18 protein-coding genes are annotated in these 16,858 nt (G+C 72.6%); 2 read left to right on the top strand and 16 right to left on the bottom strand.

The genetic code is table 11. The annotated features are described in order from the left end of the window. Nucleotides 1-35: 35 nt before the first annotated feature. From KBX34_RS00090 to KBX34_RS00040, 11 genes are all read right to left on the bottom strand, one after another. A complete protein-coding gene (locus tag KBX34_RS00090; RefSeq protein ID WP_210922546.1) occupies nt 36-1,478 on the bottom strand; it encodes a DUF58 domain-containing protein in 1,443 nt (480 codons plus the stop codon). Next, a complete protein-coding gene (locus KBX34_RS00085) occupies nt 1,478-2,485 on the bottom strand; it encodes a MoxR family ATPase (protein WP_088946245.1) in 1,008 nt (335 codons plus the stop codon). Before KBX34_RS00085 ends, KBX34_RS00090 begins: the two co-directional genes overlap by 1 nt. Continuing rightward, nucleotides 2,485-3,069 carry a hypothetical protein gene (locus tag KBX34_RS00080; RefSeq protein ID WP_210922544.1) on the bottom strand — a complete coding sequence of 195 codons (585 nt, stop codon included), beginning with the start codon at nt 3,067-3,069 and terminating at the stop codon, nt 2,485-2,487. The genes KBX34_RS00085 and KBX34_RS00080 overlap by 1 nt, the downstream gene beginning before the upstream one ends. Nucleotides 3,070-3,126: 57 nt before the next feature. Continuing rightward, nucleotides 3,127-3,912 carry a DUF4129 domain-containing protein gene (locus tag KBX34_RS00075; protein WP_088946243.1) on the bottom strand — a complete coding sequence of 262 codons (786 nt, stop codon included), beginning with the start codon at nt 3,910-3,912 and terminating at the stop codon, nt 3,127-3,129. Between the two features lie 19 nt (nt 3,913-3,931). After that, a complete protein-coding gene (locus tag KBX34_RS00070; protein WP_210922542.1) occupies nt 3,932-4,645 on the bottom strand; it encodes a uracil-DNA glycosylase in 714 nt (237 codons plus the stop codon). 19 nt (nt 4,646-4,664) lie between these two features. Next, nucleotides 4,665-5,351: a dienelactone hydrolase family protein gene (locus KBX34_RS00065; protein WP_179782177.1), complete on the bottom strand. Its 687-nt coding sequence runs from the start codon at nt 5,349-5,351 to the stop codon at nt 4,665-4,667. A 199-nt stretch (nt 5,352-5,550) separates the two neighbouring features. Continuing rightward, on the bottom strand, nt 5,551-6,279 hold the full coding sequence (locus tag KBX34_RS00060) for a hypothetical protein (RefSeq protein ID WP_307871283.1): 729 nt from the start codon (nt 6,277-6,279) through the stop codon (nt 5,551-5,553). Nucleotides 6,280-6,409: 130 nt separating this feature from the next. Next, the gene (locus KBX34_RS00055; RefSeq protein WP_210922540.1) at nt 6,410-7,447 is read right to left on the bottom strand and encodes a hypothetical protein; all 1,038 of its coding nucleotides are present in this window, start codon (nt 7,445-7,447) and stop codon (nt 6,410-6,412) included. Then, nucleotides 7,444-7,776 carry a PadR family transcriptional regulator gene (locus KBX34_RS00050; RefSeq protein WP_109820301.1) on the bottom strand — a complete coding sequence of 111 codons (333 nt, stop codon included), beginning with the start codon at nt 7,774-7,776 and terminating at the stop codon, nt 7,444-7,446. The genes KBX34_RS00055 and KBX34_RS00050 overlap by 4 nt, the downstream gene beginning before the upstream one ends. Before the next feature lie 160 nt (nt 7,777-7,936). Further along, nucleotides 7,937-8,869 carry a Ppx/GppA phosphatase family protein gene (locus KBX34_RS00045; protein ID WP_210922759.1) on the bottom strand — a complete coding sequence of 311 codons (933 nt, stop codon included), beginning with the start codon at nt 8,867-8,869 and terminating at the stop codon, nt 7,937-7,939. 22 nt (nt 8,870-8,891) lie between these two features. Continuing rightward, the gene (locus tag KBX34_RS00040) at nt 8,892-9,932 is read right to left on the bottom strand and encodes a helix-turn-helix transcriptional regulator (protein WP_210922537.1); all 1,041 of its coding nucleotides are present in this window, start codon (nt 9,930-9,932) and stop codon (nt 8,892-8,894) included. A 119-nt stretch (nt 9,933-10,051) separates the two neighbouring features. Here KBX34_RS00040 and KBX34_RS00035 point away from each other — a divergent pair, with 119 nt between their 5' ends. After that, nucleotides 10,052-10,921, top strand: a complete 870-nt coding sequence (locus tag KBX34_RS00035) for a PHB depolymerase family esterase (protein WP_247671272.1) — start codon at nt 10,052-10,054, stop codon at nt 10,919-10,921. Nucleotide 10,922: 1 nt separating this feature from the next. On the opposite strand, the gene KBX34_RS00030 is transcribed toward KBX34_RS00035, so the two are convergent. The 4 genes from KBX34_RS00030 to eno are packed head-to-tail and all read right to left on the bottom strand — an operon-like array spanning nt 10,923 to nt 13,996. Beyond that, nucleotides 10,923-11,459 carry an amino-acid N-acetyltransferase gene (locus KBX34_RS00030; RefSeq protein ID WP_088946236.1) on the bottom strand — a complete coding sequence of 179 codons (537 nt, stop codon included), beginning with the start codon at nt 11,457-11,459 and terminating at the stop codon, nt 10,923-10,925. After that, entirely contained in the window at nt 11,456-12,013 is a 558-nt protein-coding gene (locus KBX34_RS00025; RefSeq protein WP_088946235.1) for a DUF501 domain-containing protein, read from the bottom strand. The genes KBX34_RS00030 and KBX34_RS00025 overlap by 4 nt, the downstream gene beginning before the upstream one ends. Before the next feature lie 28 nt (nt 12,014-12,041). Then, nucleotides 12,042-12,680, bottom strand: coding sequence for a septum formation initiator family protein (locus KBX34_RS00020; protein WP_210922535.1), 639 nt, complete (start codon nt 12,678-12,680; stop codon nt 12,042-12,044). Nucleotides 12,681-12,712: 32 nt separating this feature from the next. Further along, nucleotides 12,713-13,996 (bottom strand): phosphopyruvate hydratase, encoded by a 1,284-nt coding sequence (eno, locus tag KBX34_RS00015; protein WP_210793240.1) that lies wholly within the window; start codon nt 13,994-13,996, stop codon nt 12,713-12,715. 213 nt (nt 13,997-14,209) lie between these two features. On the opposite strand from eno, the gene KBX34_RS00010 reads away from it, so the two are divergent. Beyond that, nucleotides 14,210-14,902, top strand: coding sequence for a hypothetical protein (locus tag KBX34_RS00010; protein WP_210922533.1), 693 nt, complete (start codon nt 14,210-14,212; stop codon nt 14,900-14,902). 135 nt (nt 14,903-15,037) lie between these two features. Here KBX34_RS00010 and KBX34_RS00005 read toward each other — a convergent pair whose 3' ends face one another. After that, nucleotides 15,038-16,657: a DUF885 domain-containing protein gene (locus KBX34_RS00005; protein WP_210922531.1), complete on the bottom strand. Its 1,620-nt coding sequence runs from the start codon at nt 16,655-16,657 to the stop codon at nt 15,038-15,040. Nucleotides 16,658-16,858: the final 201 nt, after the last annotated feature.

Genomic DNA, 16,858 nt, shown 5'->3' with positions numbered 1-16,858 from the left:
CGCGACCGCGGGGCTCGCAAGCTCACTCCTCGCGCTCACCGGCCACCCACCCTTGGGGCCGTCGCCAGCCGGGCCACGTCCCGCAGCACCTGGTCCAGGCTGCCGGCGCCGGCCCAGCGCACCACGGGGACGCCGTGCTCCCGGAGCTGCCCGATCATGATCTCCCGGTCCAGACGCCACAGCCGGTACGCCACCTCGGCCCAGCCCCGGTCCTTCGGTGACGACAGGTCGGTCGGCAACGTGTCGACAGCCACCACGAACCGGCCGGCCCGAGTCAGCCGGGCGAGCATCTGCGCCGACCGTTCGTCCAGCAGCGGAGTGAGCACCACCACCAACGCGTCCGAGGAGAGCAGTTGCGGGCCGAACACCTGGTCGTACGGCTCATGGGAGGACGACGTCGCGCGTACGTCGAGCAGCCACTCCAGGACGGTCAGGTACTGCCGTCGCCCGGCCGCCGGTCGCAGCCGACGGGCTGACGGGCCGTACTCCAGCAGGGAGACCCTGTCGCCACGGTGCAGGTAGTGCTCGGCGATCGCGGCGGTGGCCCGGACGGTGGTGTCCAGCACCGAGGCGGCGCCGTCCACGCCACCGGAACGGCCGGCCTCGGCGAGCACGTCGAGCAGCACCACCACCTCCGCGTCACGGTCGGAGAGGGTGGCCGCCACGTGCAACTGCCGGGCCCGCAACGACACCCGCCAGTCGATACGGCGCAGCCGGTCCCCGGGACCGAATCTGCGTACGCCCGCCAGCTCGCCACCCTCACCGGGCCGCCGTGAGTGGTGCGCCCCGACCAGGCCGGCGGCGCGGGGCATCGCCTCCACCGCCTCGAACGGTTCGGTACGCGGGTACACCCGCACGCGGACCGGCTCGATGATCACCGCGCGGGAGACCAGCAGCCCGCCCGCCGTCGCGACCCTGGCACCGGCCGGGCCGACCGGATGCCGGCCCCACCGCAGCGCACGGCCGACCAGTTCCAGGTCCACCGCCGACCCGGTGGGCACCGACGTCACGAACGGCCGATCGGCGGCGGAACGACTCGCGCCGCTGGCCGGACCCTGGCTGCCGGTCGGCGTCGTCGCCGCGGGTGGCACGTCGGCGGCGACCCCGTCCCGGGCGAAACCGGCCCGGAAGATCCGCAGCCACGGCGACACGCGGGTACGCAGCACGACCAGGTCGTAGTCGACAGTGTCCGGGTTGCCGACGCTCACCGCCGCCGTCACGTCGCCACCCTCGACCAGCGGCCCGTCGTCGCCCGGGGTGATCCACACCTGCGGCAGCGCCGTGGGGCGTCGGCGCAGCGCGTACGCGGTGCCCAGCGCGAACGGGGCAGCCAGCACGATCAGGTCGACCCGCCCCAGCAGCACCCCCGCCACCAGCAGCAGGCCGGCGAGCAGGACCGCCCGGCCGAGCGCCGGGGTGGGTGCCCAGCCGGCAGCCGGTTCCGGCTCGGTGGATCTCGGCACGGTCGGTCCGGTCATCAGTTCCGGGGCCCGCCGGCGGCGTAGCTGGGCAGGGCGCCGCTGGCCGGGGCGGGGGTCGCTTCCAGCACCTCGCCGACCACGAACGCCGGGTCGACCCGGCGCAACCACATCTCCGGGCGCAGGGTGATCCGGTGGGCCAGGGCAGGTGCCGCGACATCCTTGACGTCCTCCGGCACCACGTAGTCGCGTCCGCCGAACACCGCGCGCACCCGGGCCAGCAGCAGCAGCGCCAACGATCCGCGAGGCGAGGCGCCGACCAGCACCGACGGGTGCTCCCGGGTCGCCGCGGTGAGGGACACGATGTAGTGGCCGATGGAGTCCTCCACCACCACGTCCTCCAGGGCGGCCTGCATGGCCCGCAGCGTTGCCGCGTCGACGACCGCCTTGATGTCCGCCTCCTCGCGGCGACGGCTCATCCGACGGCGCAGCACCTCCCACTCCTCTTCGTGCTGCGGGTACCCGAAGGAGACCCGCAGCAGGAACCGGTCGAGCTGGGCCTCAGGCAGCGGGTACGTGCCCTCGTACTCGATCGGGTTCGCAGTGGCCAGCACGTGGAACGGTTCGTCCAGCTTGTAGGTCACACCCTCCACCGAGACCTGCTTCTCCTGCATCGCCTCCAGCAGCGCGGACTGCGTCTTCGGCGGCGTCCGGTTGATCTCGTCGGCGAGGAGCAGGTTGGTGAAGACCGGGCCGGCCCGGAAGGTGAAGTCCCCGTTGCGCTGGTCGTACAGGAACGAGCCGGTGACGTCGGCGGGCAGCAGGTCGGGGGTGAACTGCAACCGGCGGAAGTCCAACCCGAGCGCCTGGGCGAACGAGCGCGCGGTCAGCGTCTTGCCCAGCCCCGGCAGGTCTTCCAGGAGCACGTGCCCGCCCGCGAGGATGCCGGCGAGGACCAGCTCCAACGCGTCCCGCTTACCGACCACGACGGTGCCGACCGCGTCCAGGACCGCCCGAGCCAGATGGCCGACCTCGGCGGGGGCAATGGTCCGGTCCACGTCGTTCATCAGATCTTCTCCAGTTCGGCGACGATCACCGCGAGGTCGCGCGGCGACGGGGTGCGGCGAGGCGGGGTCTCCAGGAACGTCCAGAGCCGGTCGCCCAGCAGGGCGCGGGCGCGGGCCGGATCCGACTCGCGGGTGACGCCGTGCTTCAGGCGCATCCGCTCGTCGGCCAGTTCACCGATGCGGGGCAGGACCACCCCGCTGAAACGTTCGGGTCGGGTGTTGGACCAGTCCAACGGCCATTCCCAGCGATTGATCGCGCTGCGCAGCGCGTCCCGGGCACCCCAGTTGTAACTGCCGTCCTCCTCACCCGAGACGTTCCGGGAAGCGGCTGGCGGCGGAGGTGGCGGCGCGAGCAGGGCGGTGACCCGGCGGACGGCCAGCACGGCCAGCACCCCGGCGATCAGCACGGGCAGCGAGACCTGGAGGCCGACAGCGCGCAGGCCGACGAGCAGCACCGCGACCACCGCGGCGGCCCACGCGAGCGAGCGCAGCACCGGGCGGATCCGGGAACGGCGCGCCTGGGGGCCCGCCGGCGCCGCCTCCTCCTCGAACGCGAGCAGGTCGTCGATGCTGGTGCTACTCATGCGCTGCACCTCTGGTTCGCGACTGCGGGGCTCGCAGACCCGGCTCACTCCTCGCGCTCACGGGGTCACCACCGCGGTGAGTTCGCCGCGCAGTCGGCGCAGCGCGGCGCGCGCCTGGTCGCGGGTGCGTTCGTCGACCGGGCGGGTCGCGTACCGGGCCTCCCGGTAGACGTGTGCGAACTCGTTCAGCACATCGGTGCTGACGATCGCCGGCACGCCGGCCGCCGGGTCACCGTGCAGCAGCCGGCTGACCAGGTCGGTGGGGGTGTCCCCGGCGAGCCGTGGCACACCGGCCGCAGCGGCGGTCTCCTCCAGGCGTACCCAGCAGGCGATCACCGCCACCCGGGGGTCGGTGTCCCGGTCGTCGAGTTCCACCAGGCCGGCGTCGAGGGCCGCGACCACCTCCCGGGCGGTGCCCTCGGCGCTACGCCGGGCCCGCTGCGTGGGCAGATTCCGGGTGGTGCGGCGCAACGCACCTCGGATCAGGATCCAGGTCAGGTAACCGAGGGCGGCGAAGATGGCGAGCCCGAGCAGGACCATCGCCACGGTGGCGATCCACTGCGGTATGTGCGCCTGGGTGGCCTCACCGGCGTCGCGCGGCTCGACCGGAATCGACGGCGGCGGCTCGGCGGTCGGGTACTCGGGCACCCAGGGGACGTTCTCCGCAGCTGGCGGGATCCGACTGGCCCCGATCGACGAGTTGGCGGACGCCAGCGCCGCACCGACGAGCAACGCGGCGACCGCGCCGACCGGCCACCACCGACGAAGCAACCCGAGGGCCGGGCGCAACACCCCCTGCTCGGCGGCAGGGGACGGCGTGGGCGGGCGTGTTCCGTCTGTCATCGCCACCGCCCCACGCGTCTCAGTCCACCCCGGCCAGCTGTTTAGCCTGGCCGAAGACATCGTCCAGCATCTCTGGTGTCAGCCGCCCGGTGAAGGTGTTCTGCTGGCTGACGTGGTAGCAGCCCAACAGGTCCGGCGCGTCCGTGCCGGACCAGTGTGCCCCATGACCGAACGCCGGTCGCGGGCTGGGCGGGCGCAGCCCGTACACCTGACGGAGCACCGGCCACCACGCGGCCCAGGCGAACGCGCCGAGCGCGACCACGACGCGCAGCGTGGGCCGGATGAGCGTGACCTCCCGGTGCAGCCAGGGTGCGCAGGTGTCCCGCTCCTGCGGCGTCGGCTTGTTGTCCGGCGGCGCACATCGGACGGCCGAGAAGATCCGGATGTCCCGCAGGGCGAGCCCGTCGTCGGCGGCGACGCTGGTCGGCTGGTTGGCCAGCCCGGCCCGGTGCAGCGCGGCGAACAGCACGTCGCCGGACCGGTCACCGGTGAAGATCCGGCCGGTGCGGTTGCCGCCGTGCGCGGCGGGCGCCAGCCCGAGGATGGCGATCCGCGCGTCGGCGGTGCCGAAACCCGGCACCGGCCGGCCCCAGTATTCCTGGTCGCGGAAGGCGGCCCGGCGGGTGCGGGCCACCTCCTCCCGCCACCGGACCAGCCGGGGGCAGGCAAAACAGTCGCTGACACCCGCGTCGAGGTCCGCCAGGTCGGGCGCCCGCGCTGCGCGGGCGACCACCTCCTCGGGGGTACGCGACTCAGCCAAGCTTGGCCCGGAAGAGTTCCAGGGTGCGAGCCCAGGCGCTGGACGCGGCGCGCTGGTCGAACGCCTCCGGCCGGTCGTCGTTGAAGAAGGCGTGCGAGGTGCCCGGGTAGTCGTAGAGGTGGCAGTCACCGCCGGCCTCTTCGATGGCCCGACGGGCGGTCTGTACGCCCTCGGCGGCCGAGGTGCCGTCCTCTTCGGAGCAGTGGATGACCGCGGCCTTGCCGGCATAGTCGGCCCAGTCGGGGCGCATCGACTCCCACGGCAGCACGGGATAGAAGCCGGCGGTCGCGACGATCCGCTCGGAGATGGTGGCTGACCAGAGGGCGAGGCTGCCACCGGCGCAGAAGCCCACGGCACCGACCTTACCGGTCACCTCCGGACGCTCCGCGAGATAGTCGGCCGCACCGGCGATGTCCTTCGCCGCCTCGTCCATCCGCATCGCCATCAGCAGCCGCTGCGCCTCGTCCGGCTCGCTGGTCGTCTCACCGTGGTAGAAGTCGGGCGCGAGGGCGACGAAACCAGCCTCGGCGAACCGGTCCGCCACCGACCGGATGTGCGGGACGAGGCCCCACCACTCCTGGATGACGATGACGGCGGGGCTGGCCATGCCGCTGGCGGGTATCGCGAGATACCCCTCGCTCATGCCCCCGTTGCTGCGGTAGCTCACCATTTCGCCCATGGGCCGTCCTCCTAGCGGTCAGTCATCGTTGGCTGGTCGCCCAGTGGTCCTACGTGCCGGTAGCCTGCCACGCCACGCGGCCGTCCGGAAGACGCCGGAACAGTGGCATTCACCTCCTGTTCGCCGGCCGGTGACTGCGGGTACGCCGACGGCGGCGGGGTCTGCTCCCGCCGCCGTCGATGCTGGCCTGGCGCGCCGGTCAGGCCTTCTTGGTCAGACAGAGCACGTAGCCCGACTTGCCCGGCTCGACGCTGGAGAAGATGTAGCCCTCTTCGTCGTTCTGGAAGAACGAGTCGCAGGCGGTGCCGGCCTTGGCCTGCGCCTCGCTCTGGCCGTTCACCCGACCAACCACGGTGTACGCCGCGTCGGTCGAGGTGCACTCGACGACCTTGGCGCCGTCGACCTTCTCCTGCCCGGTCCCCGTGACCTCCGGCAGCTCGGCGATGCAGTCGCCGGCCTTGGCGTCGGCGGTCTCGTCCTTGTTGAAGAAGCCGCCGATCGCCGAGACGAGGCCGAACTTCAGGCCAGCGACGACGACGATCGCGAGGATCGCGCCGACGATGCCCAGAGCCTTCTTCGTACCGGACTTCTTCGCCTCTGGCTCGGCCGTCGCCGTGGCGGTCGCGGGCGGCACGGCCGCATCCGACGTGGCCGCCTGCGGGTCGGCGGCACCCGACGTGGCCGCCTGCGGGTCCGCCGCCTCCGGCTTGGCGGCCTGCGGGTCCGCCGCACCCGACGTGGCCGCCTGCGGCTCGGCCGCCTCCGGCTTGGCGGTCTGTGGGTCGGCCGTTCCCGGCTTCGCCGCCAGCGGCTCGGCCGCATCCGACGTGGCCGCCTGCGGCTGGGCCGGCGTCGGCTGCGGCGCCTCGACGGCCGGCTGGGGTGCTGCGGCGTCGGGCGCGGAGGGCGGTGCGACCTGGTCTGGCACGGGGGGTCCTTCCGAGGGGTTGATGAGCAGACGACACCGTAACGATCATTGATTTCCGGTGCCGTCCCGCTCGCCTCGTCCGTTCAGTTATTTCCCAGCTTCAGCAGCATGATCCAGTTCACACCGCGACTCAGCTCGTCGGAGTCGGAGTCGGTGCGTCGCTCGGCGTCACGGTGCTGCCGGCCGTGGGCTGGCCGGTGGGCGTCCCGGTCGCCGTCGGCGTCCCGGTCGGACCGGGTGTGCTGCTCGGGTCCGGCGTGCTGCTCGGGTCCGGCGTGGTCGCGGGCGGCGTGGGAGCGAGGGGCGCACCCGGGGCCCGGGGGCCGAACGGCGCCTGCTCCGGGCAGTACGGGTACGGCCGCAGCAGCGGGTTGCCGTACTCGTCGATGCGGCCACCGCAGTCCGGGTAGCCCAGCCGGATCGGATTGCCGTTCTGGTCGAAGAGCCGGGCGTTCTCCACCAGCCGGCCCTCGCTGTCGTAGACGAAGACGTCCCGGATCTGGCCGTACTGGCTGTCGACCGAGGTCTGGTCGTAGTAGTAGTCACGGCCGAGCCGGTCCTCGGTGTTGACCAGTGCGGCCAACGCGAAGACCACCAGCACCGCGCTGCCCACCTGCACCGCCGAACGTGGCCAGCGGGTCAGCCGGGCGGACTGGCGGCCAATCCAGATGGAGGCGAGCACGAAGCCGACCAGCATGATCAGGCCGGCGAGCAGCTCTCCACCGAACCGGGGCAACAGGTTGTAATAGTTGCCGCCGGTGGAGATGACCGTGACCAGCATCGCCGCCAGGTAGCCACGCAGCACCCACCAGCCCGGGCGCAACAACCGGAGGAAGTCGCTCGCCGTGTCGTACCCCAGGGGTGGGCCCAGTCGGGTGTCGACAGTGCGCAGGCGGCTGCGGACCCCGACCAGCGCGGCGGCGACCCGCTGGTCGAGATTCCGCCCACCTCCCCCGGCGGCGGCGCCGGCCGCGGCGCGCAGCTCGGCAGCGTACGTCTCGGGCTCGCCCAGCCGCTCGACGAGAGTGCCCTCGGCCTCGGCCGCGACCTCGGTGAGGTGGTCGGCGAGATCCTCGGTCAGCTCGTCGCGTTGGGTGCTTGGCAGGTCGGCCAGAGCGGCCCGGACCCGCGCCACGTAGTCGGTGATCTCCTGCTCCGTGACGGTCATGCCGCCAGCCCCCGATCGTCGAGCAGACTGTCCATGGTGGTGGCGAACGAGCGCCAGAGCTTGCCGGAGCGGGTCAACTGGTCACGCCCCGCGGCGTTGAGTGAGTAGTACTTGCGGTGCGGCCCGGATTCGCTCGGCACGACGTACGTGGTGAGCAGGCCGGCGGCGAAGAGGCGGCGCAGCGTCCCGTAGACCGAGGCGTCGCCGACCTCCTCCAGGCCGGCCTCGCGCAACCGGCGCAGGATGTCGTAACCGTAGCCGTCCTCCTCTCGGAGCACGGCCAGGACGGCCAGATCGAGCACGCCCTTCAGCAACTGTGTGGTGTCCACGCATTGCACACTAGTGCGCAATGCGCAGTAGCGTCAACGATTCCGCCCCGACACGCAGGCGAGGGGGCGCGGCCCTACCGAAACCTTGATCGACTGGACTTCCTGGAAATCGGGGTATCCGCCCTGCTGGGACACCGCGACTTTCAGGAAACCGAGTCGATCAGGTGGCCAGGCTCCAGGCGATGCCGTCGAGGATGTCGTGCTCGGAGGCGACCACCGACGGCATCCCGGCCCGCTCCATGATCACGCGAAGCACCAGCGCGCCGGCGCCGATCACGTCGGCCCGGCCCGGGTGCATCACCGGGTTCGCCAACCGCTGCTCACGGGTCTGACTCAGCAGGTCCGCGGTCACCTGGGCGACCGCCTCGTACGACACCCGGGCGTGGTGGATGCGCTCCGGGTCGTACTCCCGCAGGCCCTGCGCGAGGGCGACGACTGTGGTGACCGACCCGGCGAGACCGACCAGGGTTGCCGCCTCGCGGCCGGGCACCACGGCGAGCGCCCGGTCGACGGCGGCCGCGATGTCGGCCTGCGCGGCCGCGACCTGCTCGGACGTCGGCGGGTCACCGGGCAGGTGCCGCTCGGTCATCCGGACGCAGCCGATGTCCACCGAGATGGCCGCGCGCACGCCGGCGGCCCGGTCACCGACCACGAACTCGGTGGAGCCTCCGCCGATGTCGACGACCAGGAACGGCGCCTTCGCGTCGGCCGGGAGCCCGCGCACCGCGCCGGTGAACGACAGTCGGGCCTCCTCGTCGCCGGTGACCACCTCGGGCGCGACGCCGAGGGTGCGCTGCACCATCTCGGTGAAGTCGGCGGCGTTGGCGGCGTCGCGGGAGGCGGAGGTGGCACACATGCGGACCCGCTCGGCGCCCAACTTCTCGATGTCGGCGGCGTACGACGCGAGCGCCACCCGGGTCCGTTCGATCGCCTCCGGTGCCAGCCGACCGGTGCGGTCCACACCCTGGCCGAGCCGGACGATCTCCATCCGGCGGGTCAGGTCGACCAGCGGCGCCTGCGGCCCGGCCGACTCCCCGGGCAGGTCGGCGACCAGCAGTCGGATCGAGTTGGTCCCGCAGTCGATGGCCGCCACTCGCGTCGTCACGGCAGCAACCTTACGGCAGGGCGGGCGGCCACCCGGCTGCCTGGGCGGCCGACGGACCCGCCTCGCACGAGTCGCCCGGCAGGCCCCGCAGCAGGTTCGCGCCGAGCGCCGTCAGGTGGTGTCGCACGGACCCGCCGTCCCGCTCGCTGGCCACCAGGCCGGTGGCCCTCAGCGCGGTGGCGTGCTCCGAGGCCGAAGAGAGGCTGATCCCGACGGCCCGCGCCAGCACCGTGGTGGTCATCCCGCCGTCGGCCGCGAGTTGGCGCAGGACCAGCGCCCGGGTGGCGCCGAGCAACCGGCCGAGAGGATCACCCTCGGCGGTGGCCCCGCGCGGAGGCATCAGCGCCGGGTAGACGAGCAGGATCGGGCGATCCGGCTCGACCAGCACCCGGGGCCGGGGGCCGGCCAGCGGGGAGGGCAGCAGGATGAGCCCGTGGCCGGTGCCGGGCAGTTCGCCGTCCCACCACGTCCGCACCTCCAGCACCGGCTCCCGCCACCGGATGGCCGGGTGCAGGCCCGCGAAGAGGCTGGCCAGGCCGTGCTGCGCCAGCCGTTGACTGGCGCAGGTCACCTGCTGGCGGTACGCGGACACCAGATCGGGCCAGTGCGGCGCGAGGACGGCGTCGAACCAGGTGCGGACGGCCCCGCCGAACAGGTCGAGCATCTCCGGGTCGGCTGCGGCGAACCGCCGCCGCAGCGGGGTGGCGGCCACGTCCGCGTACGCCGCGCCGACCTCGGCGCGTACCCGTCGTGCCGGGGTCGCCTGAATCGCCTCCAGACCGGCGGCGACCGACTCCACACCGGCGAAGGGGGTGACGAAGTCCGGCAGGCGCCCCCGTGCCGGCAGCAGGTGCCGCAGAACCGCGGTGGCGGCCTGGGCGGCTCCTGTGCTCTCCAGCGCTGCCGCCCGCTCGGCCAGCATCGGCGCCATCGCCGCCACTGTCGGATCCCGCAGCCACTGGCCGGCCAGCAGCGCGGTGCCGACCGGGTGCAGCCGGGCACCGAACCGCACCCGGCAGAGATCCGCCGGCCCGAGATGGAGGCGAAGCATGGGAAACAGCCTGCCGTCCTTCGCCCAGGACCGAAAGGGTTGATCCACAATCCGACGCCCTCCAGGGTGGACGGCGGGGTCGACGGGGGGTGGCCGGCGTGCGGCGGACGGTGGCAGTGTTGACGGGGCTCTGCCTCATGGTCGTGGCCGCGGCTTGTGGTGAGCGGGGGCAACCCTCGTCGGCCCCGACCGCCGCTCCCTCCGCGTCGACCGAACGCCCGGCGGCGGGCGACCACGAGCTCACCCTGACGCACAACGGGGTCGAGCGCACCTACCTGCTGCACGCCCCGCCCGGCTACGACCCGGGCAGGCCGTCCGCGCTGGTCATCGCGCTGCACTTCTATCCCGGGACCGGCTCTGCGATGAGGGAGCTGGCGGGCCTGGAGGCCAAGGCTGACAAGGACAACGTGCTGGTCGCGTACCCCGACGGCGTGGGCGGAGGCTTCAACGCGCTGGTCTGCTGCGGCAACCAGGACGACGTCGGGTTCCTCACCGCTCTCACCGGTCACCTGGTGCAGACCTGGCACGCGGACCCGAACCAGGTCTTCCTCACCGGCATCTCCAACGGCGGCGACATGAGCTTCCGGGCGGCGGTGGAGAGCACCGGCACGTACGCCGCGATCGGGGTGGTCAGCGGCGGTTACAGCGGGAAGCTGACCACGGCCGACAGCTACGTTCCGAAGAGCCCCGTCTCCGTGATCACCTTCATCGGCGGCCAGGACCGGTACGCGTCGACCTTCCAGACCGGCATGCAGACCTGGCAGCAGCGGCTCTCCTGCCGGCCGAGCCCGAAGGCGGCCGGGGTGCCGGGTGTGACGCACACGGTGGCGAGCTGCGCGGACGGCAGCGAGGTCAGCGTCTGGACCCTGCCCGAGATGGGCCACAGTTGGCCGGGGGCGACAGCCGGTCAGCTCGCCGCGTCCTCCGCCGGGCTGTCGGCCACCGACCTGATGTGGGAGTTCTTCGCGACGCACCCCCGTAAGGCCTGACCTACAGGCGCAGCAGCATCCGGGTGTTGCCCAGCGTGTTCGGCTTGACCCGCTCCAGGTCCAGGAACTGCGCCACACCCTCGTCGTACGAGCGCAGCAACTGCTCGTACACCTGGCGAGGCACCGGTGCGCCGTCGATCTCCTGGAAGCCGAACGCGCCGAAGAACCGCGTCTCGAAGGTGAGCGCGAAGATCCGGGCCACGCCCAGCTCCCGGGCCGCGTCGATCAGCTCCCCCACCAGCCGGTGCCCGATCCGCTGGCCCCGGCAGGACGGGTCCACAGCGACCGTGCGGATCTCGGCCAGGTCCTCCCACATCACGTGCAGCGCGCCGCAGCCCACCACGACGCCGTCGTCGGCGCGGACCGCCACCCGGAACTCCTGCACGTCCTCATAGAGGGTGACGGTGGCCTTGCTCAGCAGCCGACGGTCGTCGGTGTAGGTGTCCACCAGCCGCCGGATGCCCCGTACGTCCCCGGTGCGGGCCCGCCGCACCACGATCTGACTCTCGGACGCCGAGGACTCGGCCGGCGCGTTCATTCGCCCGCCGGGACGTCCACGCACGGACCGGCCGACCACCACGGCTCGACCAGCGCCAACGTCTCGTCGCCGAACGGGTTCACGCCCGGGCCGGCGCCCAGGGCGTGCCCCAGGTGCACGTGCAGGCACTTCACCCGGCCCGGCATCCCGCCGGCCGAGATTCCGGCGATCTCCGGCACCTCACCGACCGCCTCCCGGCGGGCGAGGTAGTCCTCGTGCGCGGCACGGTAGTGCGCGGCCAGCTCTGGGTCCGTCGTCAGCCGGTCCGCCATCTCCTTCATCAGCCCCGCCGACTCCAGCCGGCTGCACGCCGCGGTGGCCCGGGGGCAGGTCAGGTAGAAAAGCGTCGGAAACGGGGTGCCGTCGGCGAGGCGGGGGGTCGTCTCCACCACGTCCGGGAGGCCGCACGGGCATCGGTGGGCGACCGCCCGGGTGCCCCGGGGCGTCCGGCCGAGCTGCGCGGCCACCGCGGCCAGGTCGGCCTCCGTGGCCGGCTCCCGCTGCGGCAGAGGTACGGAATCCGCCGCCGGCTCCGACGGTGGTACGACAGTCACGGTCTCTCCTGGTGCGTCGATCGGTGGATCACTTGCCCGGCTGCTGGCTGTCGGCTGCCTGCACGCTCGACCAGAGCGTGTCGTACCAGGTCGACGGCCCCGCCGGGGCGCCCGAACCGGCCGACTTCCCGGCGTCCCGGGCGGCGCCCTCCGGGTCGTGCAGCACCACCATCATCTTCTCGCCCGGCTCGCCCATGAAGAACCGCTCCCGAGCCTGCGTCTTGATGTACTCGTCGTCGTTCCAGTTGGCAGCCTCGGCCTCGAGCTTGGCGATCTCCGCCGCCTGCACCGCCTGGGCCGCCTCCATCCGCTCGATGTCGGCCTGCTGGTCCAGGTAGACCCGGACCGGGTACGTGTAGGCCAGCGCGAGCGCGATCAGGACCGCGAACAGCACTGTGGCCCGGCCGGTGAAGCGACGAGGGTGGGGCGCGGCGAGCCGCTTCACGCCTGCGCCGGCGGCGGTACGCCGAGCTGCGGCCGGACGATTCGCCGAGCGAACGCCCTCGGTGCCCCGGGCAGCACCCGGCGCCCGACCAGCGGCGCGGGGGTCGGCGCGTACGCCGGCCTCCCGGACCGATCCCCGCGTGGCGCGGCCACCACCCGGCCGACCGGACTGACCCGGTCGGCGGGCGGGACGCTGACCACCCGGTGTGCGGCGCTGCTGCATCGTCACACCCCTCCCCCGAGGCTTCGCGCGTCTCAGGCCGAACGGTAGCGCGGGAACGCGCCGGCGCCGGCGTAGCGCGCCGCGTCGGCCAGCTCCTCCTCGATCCGGAGCAGCTGGTTGTACTTCGCGACGCGGTCCGAGCGGGCCGGCGCGCCGGTCTTGATCTGGCCGCAGCCGGTGGCAACCGCCAGGTCGGCGATGGTGGTGTCCTCGGTCTCGCCGGAACGGTGGCTCATCATGCACTTGAAGCCGGCCCGGTGGGCCAGGTCCACCGCGTCCAGCGTCTCGGTCAGCGAGCCGATCTGGTTGACCTTGACCAGGACCGCGTTCGCCGACTTCTCCGCGATGCCGCGCGCGATGCGCTGCGGGTTGGTCACGAACAGGTCGTCGCCGACGATCTGCACCCGGTCGCCGAGCGAGGCGGTCAGCGTCTGCCAGCCGCTCCAGTCGTCCTCGGCCAGCGGGTCCTCGATCGACACGATCGGGTAGTCACCGGCCAGCTTGGTGTAGTAGTTGCTCATCTCCTCGGCGGACTTCGCGGAACCCTCGAAGGTGTAGGTGCCGTTGTCGAAGAACTCCGTGGCTGCCACGTCGAGCGCGAACACGATGTCGGTGCCCAGCCGGTAACCGGCCTTCTCGACCGCCTCGGCGATCAGGTCCAGGGCCGCCGCGTTGGTCGGCAGGTTCGGGGCGAAGCCGCCCTCGTCGCCGAGCCCGGTGGACAGGCCCTTCTTCTTCAGCACCGACTTGAGGGCGTGGTAGACCTCCGCGCCGGAGCGCAGCGCCTCACGGAAGGTCGGGGCGCCGATCGGGGCGACCATGAATTCCTGGATGTCGACGTTCGAGTCGGCGTGCGCGCCACCGTTGAGGATGTTCATCATCGGCACCGGCAGGAGGTGCGCGTTCGGGCCGCCCAGGTAACGGAAGAGGCTCAGCTCGGCGCTGCCGGCAGCGGCCTTCGCCACCGCGAGGGAAACCCCGAGGATGGCGTTCGCGCCCAGCTCCGACTTGCTGTCGGTGCCGTCGATGTCGAGCATCTTCTGGTCGATCAGCCGCTGCTCGCTGGCCTCGTACCCGATGATCTGGTCGACGATCTTGTCCTCGACGTTGGAGACCGCCTTCTCCACGCCCTTGCCCTGGTAGCGGTCGGCGTCACCGTCGCGCAGCTCGATCGCCTCGAAGGCGCCGGTGGAGGCGCCGGAGGGCACGGCCGCGCGGGCCACCGTGCCGTCGTCCAGGCCGACCTCGACCTCGACCGTCGGGTTGCCCCGCGAGTCGAGAATCTCCCGGGCGACGATTCCCTCGATGGTTGCCACTGAGTCGCTCCTCGTTGTTGTGATCCGGTCCGTGGGTGGGCCGCGACGGTGCGGCTGAGGCAGGTGTTGAACGCAGCGTATCGGGCGGCGCGAACGGGCACGGCGTCGCCCGCGCACCCGAGTCGGCCCGCACTGACGGACATTCCCGGATTTCCGGGCGTCAACCGGCAACGGGTTTGCGCTGCGCGGACCGGATCCACCAGGCTGGTCGCCATGCCCGCCGCCTCGACCACCCTCCGCATGCTTGCCGTGTCGGTCATCGCGTCGCTCACGGTCACCGGCTGTCAGACATTCGAGGACGCCGGAGTCGCCATGAGTCGCTCGGAACTCGTCAACGACCTCGCCGCCCGCCTCGACCGCGCGCTGGAGTCGACCTACTCGGCCGACTACCAGTTGCCCGGCGGCCAGAGCGCCGCGATCGTGCAGGCGCAGGACCCGGCCCGCTCCGCGTACACCTACCCCGGAGGCCGACTGACCGTCACCCCCGAGGCCGTCACCCGGTGTACGACGACCGGCACCCGCCCGCAGTGCACGCTCGTCGCCCCGCCCACCCCGGGTGGCAAACCCACAGTGACCCTCTTCGGTGAGGCCAACCAGCAGGGTCTGGTCACGCCGCCGGTGGTGATCGGGCTGCTGACCTCCGCCGCGCTCGACCCGCAGGCGGTCATCAAGCAGAGCGACACCACCGTCGCCGGGCACCACGCCGCCTGCGTCGAGGTGCAGGGCTCGTCCGGCGACTTCACCGCCTGCGTGACCACCGAGGGCGTGCTGGGCAGCTTCACCGGACCGGTCGACGGCAAGCCGATGGAGCTGGCGCTGAGCCGCTACTCCGAGACCGTGGACAAGGACGCGTTCGACCCACCGGCCGGCGCCGGCGTCGTGGACCGCCGCCCAGGCGGATCGTGACCGCGGTGCGCAGCTTTCAAGATCCGCATAAGTTCGGGGAAGTTGCTGCCTCCGGGGCGCTGGAGGCAGCAACATCCGAGAAGTTGCGCCGATCTTGAGGCGGGACGCGGTGACCGGCGCGGGCGCCGGTGTTGCTCAGACCCCGAGCAGGGTCCGCAGGTGGCGCGGGGGCGGGCAGTCGTGGGCGAGCATCGCGTCGTGCCAGTCGCGCACCGACACGCCGTCCGGGCGGGCGGCGGCGATCTCGGCCATCTCGCTGTACCCGACGAAGTAGGTGGAGAGCTGGGTGGAGGTGAGCAACGACCGGCGCCACTTGCCGGCCGCCTCGCCCTCCTCCTGAAAGCCGCGCCCGGTCATCAACGCCATCGCCTCGGCCTCGGGCAGGTCGTCGGCGTGCACCAACTGGTCGAGCAGGGCGTTGATGGTCATCCGGAGCTGCATCTTGAGCTGCTGCAAGCGCACCGGCAGACCGCCGTAGCCTAGGCCGGTCATCAGCTCCTCGGTGTAGACCGCCCAGCCCTCGATGAACGGGCCGGACTCGGCCAGCGCCCGGACCCGGGTGCCACCGACGTAGCGGCGGGCGTGGGCGAGCTGGAGGAAGTGCCCCGGCATCGCCTCGTGCACGGTCAGGTTGCGGATCATGTGGTCGTTGTACTCGCGGTAGAACGACTCCACCCGCTGCACCGGCCAGTCCGACGGGGTGGGCGCGATGCAGTAGAACGTGGGCACGGCCGCCGTCTCCAACGGGCCGGGCGCGTCGCAGTAGGCCACCGCGACACCCCGGGCGAACTCCGGCATCTCCTGGATCACGCACCGGTCGTCGACCAGGGTGACCAGGTCGTGCGCGCGGACGAAGTCGGTCGCCTCGTCCAGGGTCACCCCCGCCAGGTCGACGATCGTCGCGTCGTCCGGGTGCTCGGCGGCGAGCACGTCCAGCGCGCGGCGGACGGCCGCGTCGTCGGCCGGGCCGCCGACCAGCTCGACGGCCGCCTCGCGGATCTCCGCGGTGACCCGGTCCAGGTTGGCCCAGGCGCGGCGCTGGATCTCGGCGGCGCCCAGCTCGGTGTCGAGGGTGTGCCAGAGCCGGGCCTCCCAGCGGCGGCGGCCCAGCCGCGGGTCCCGTCCCGGGCCGGCGTCGGCGGCCAGGCCGGCGCGCAGCCACGCGACGAACTCCTCCAGCGCGGCGATCGCCGCCGTGGCCGCCGGCTCGACCCGGTCGAGGGCGCTCGGGGCCTGGGCGAGCAGCGGCGGCAGCTCGTCGCGGATCAGCGCGGCCGTGCCGGCGAACTGGCCTACCGCCGTCTCCGCGTGGATCCGCGGCATGTCCCGCAGCGTCGCGCGGGCGGTGGCGAGGGCGTCCGGTACGGCGGCGAGCCGGCCGGCCAGCTGGGTCAGCCGCACCTCCGCCGGGGCGTACGGGCGGGCCAGCAGCGGGTGCAGGAGCGCGCCGGGGTTGTGGCGCAGCGGATCCCACTCGTGCGACCGGATCTCGGTCAGCTCGAACAGCCCCCGGTCCACGAATGAGCTGAGCAGCGCGTGGTCGACCTGCTCTTCCACGTCGAGCGAGTCCGGGTCCAGTTCGGACAGGGCGTTGGCCGCGTCGGAGAGCATCGCCCGGTCGGCGGCCAGCGCGTCGACGGACAGGTCCGGCAGCCGGTCGTCGAACCGGTGGTCCCCGGCAGCGGTGGCAACCCCCGGCCGTGACTCCAGCAGTGCCTCGACAACCCGCTCAGCTAGTACCCCAAACGCCTCCACCCGGCCCACCCTACCGACCGGCCCACCCACTGCCACCTGTTACGTCGATCATGAAGTTATTGCCGTCGACCTCGGCTTGGGGTCAAGGGGTGAGTGCAATCGTCAGGTGGCGATGAGGTGGTCCAGGCGCTCGGCTGGGGTTGCCCAGCCGAGTGTCTGGCGGGGGCGGGTGTTCATCTCGTGGGCGACTTCGTCGAGGCC

This window comes from Micromonospora sp. M61 (assembly GCF_018070245.1).
Classification (GTDB): Bacteria; Actinomycetota; Actinomycetes; order Mycobacteriales; family Micromonosporaceae; genus Micromonospora; species Micromonospora zamorensis.
The sequence above is the reverse complement of the archived record's forward strand: the minus strand, read 5'-3'. Positions and strand labels throughout refer to the sequence as shown.

Coding starts and splice junctions, on each gene's coding strand:
- KBX34_RS00010 (WP_210922533.1), top strand. CDS start 14,210: ATGCCCGCCGCCTCGACCACCCTCCGCATGCTTGCCGTGTCGGTCATC.
- KBX34_RS00020 (WP_210922535.1), bottom strand. CDS start 12,680: ATGCAGCAGCGCCGCACACCGGGTGGTCAGCGTCCCGCCCGCCGACCG.
- KBX34_RS00055 (WP_210922540.1), bottom strand. CDS start 7,447: ATGACCGTCACGGAGCAGGAGATCACCGACTACGTGGCGCGGGTCCGG.
- KBX34_RS00085 (WP_088946245.1), bottom strand. CDS start 2,485: ATGAACGACGTGGACCGGACCATTGCCCCCGCCGAGGTCGGCCATCTG.
- KBX34_RS00065 (WP_179782177.1), bottom strand. CDS start 5,351: ATGGGCGAAATGGTGAGCTACCGCAGCAACGGGGGCATGAGCGAGGGG.
- KBX34_RS00075 (WP_088946243.1), bottom strand. CDS start 3,912: ATGACAGACGGAACACGCCCGCCCACGCCGTCCCCTGCCGCCGAGCAG.
- KBX34_RS00090 (WP_210922546.1), bottom strand. CDS start 1,478: ATGACCGGACCGACCGTGCCGAGATCCACCGAGCCGGAACCGGCTGCC.
- KBX34_RS00030 (WP_088946236.1), bottom strand. CDS start 11,459: ATGAACGCGCCGGCCGAGTCCTCGGCGTCCGAGAGTCAGATCGTGGTG.
- KBX34_RS00040 (WP_210922537.1), bottom strand. CDS start 9,932: ATGCTTCGCCTCCATCTCGGGCCGGCGGATCTCTGCCGGGTGCGGTTC.
- KBX34_RS00080 (WP_210922544.1), bottom strand. CDS start 3,069: ATGAGTAGCACCAGCATCGACGACCTGCTCGCGTTCGAGGAGGAGGCG.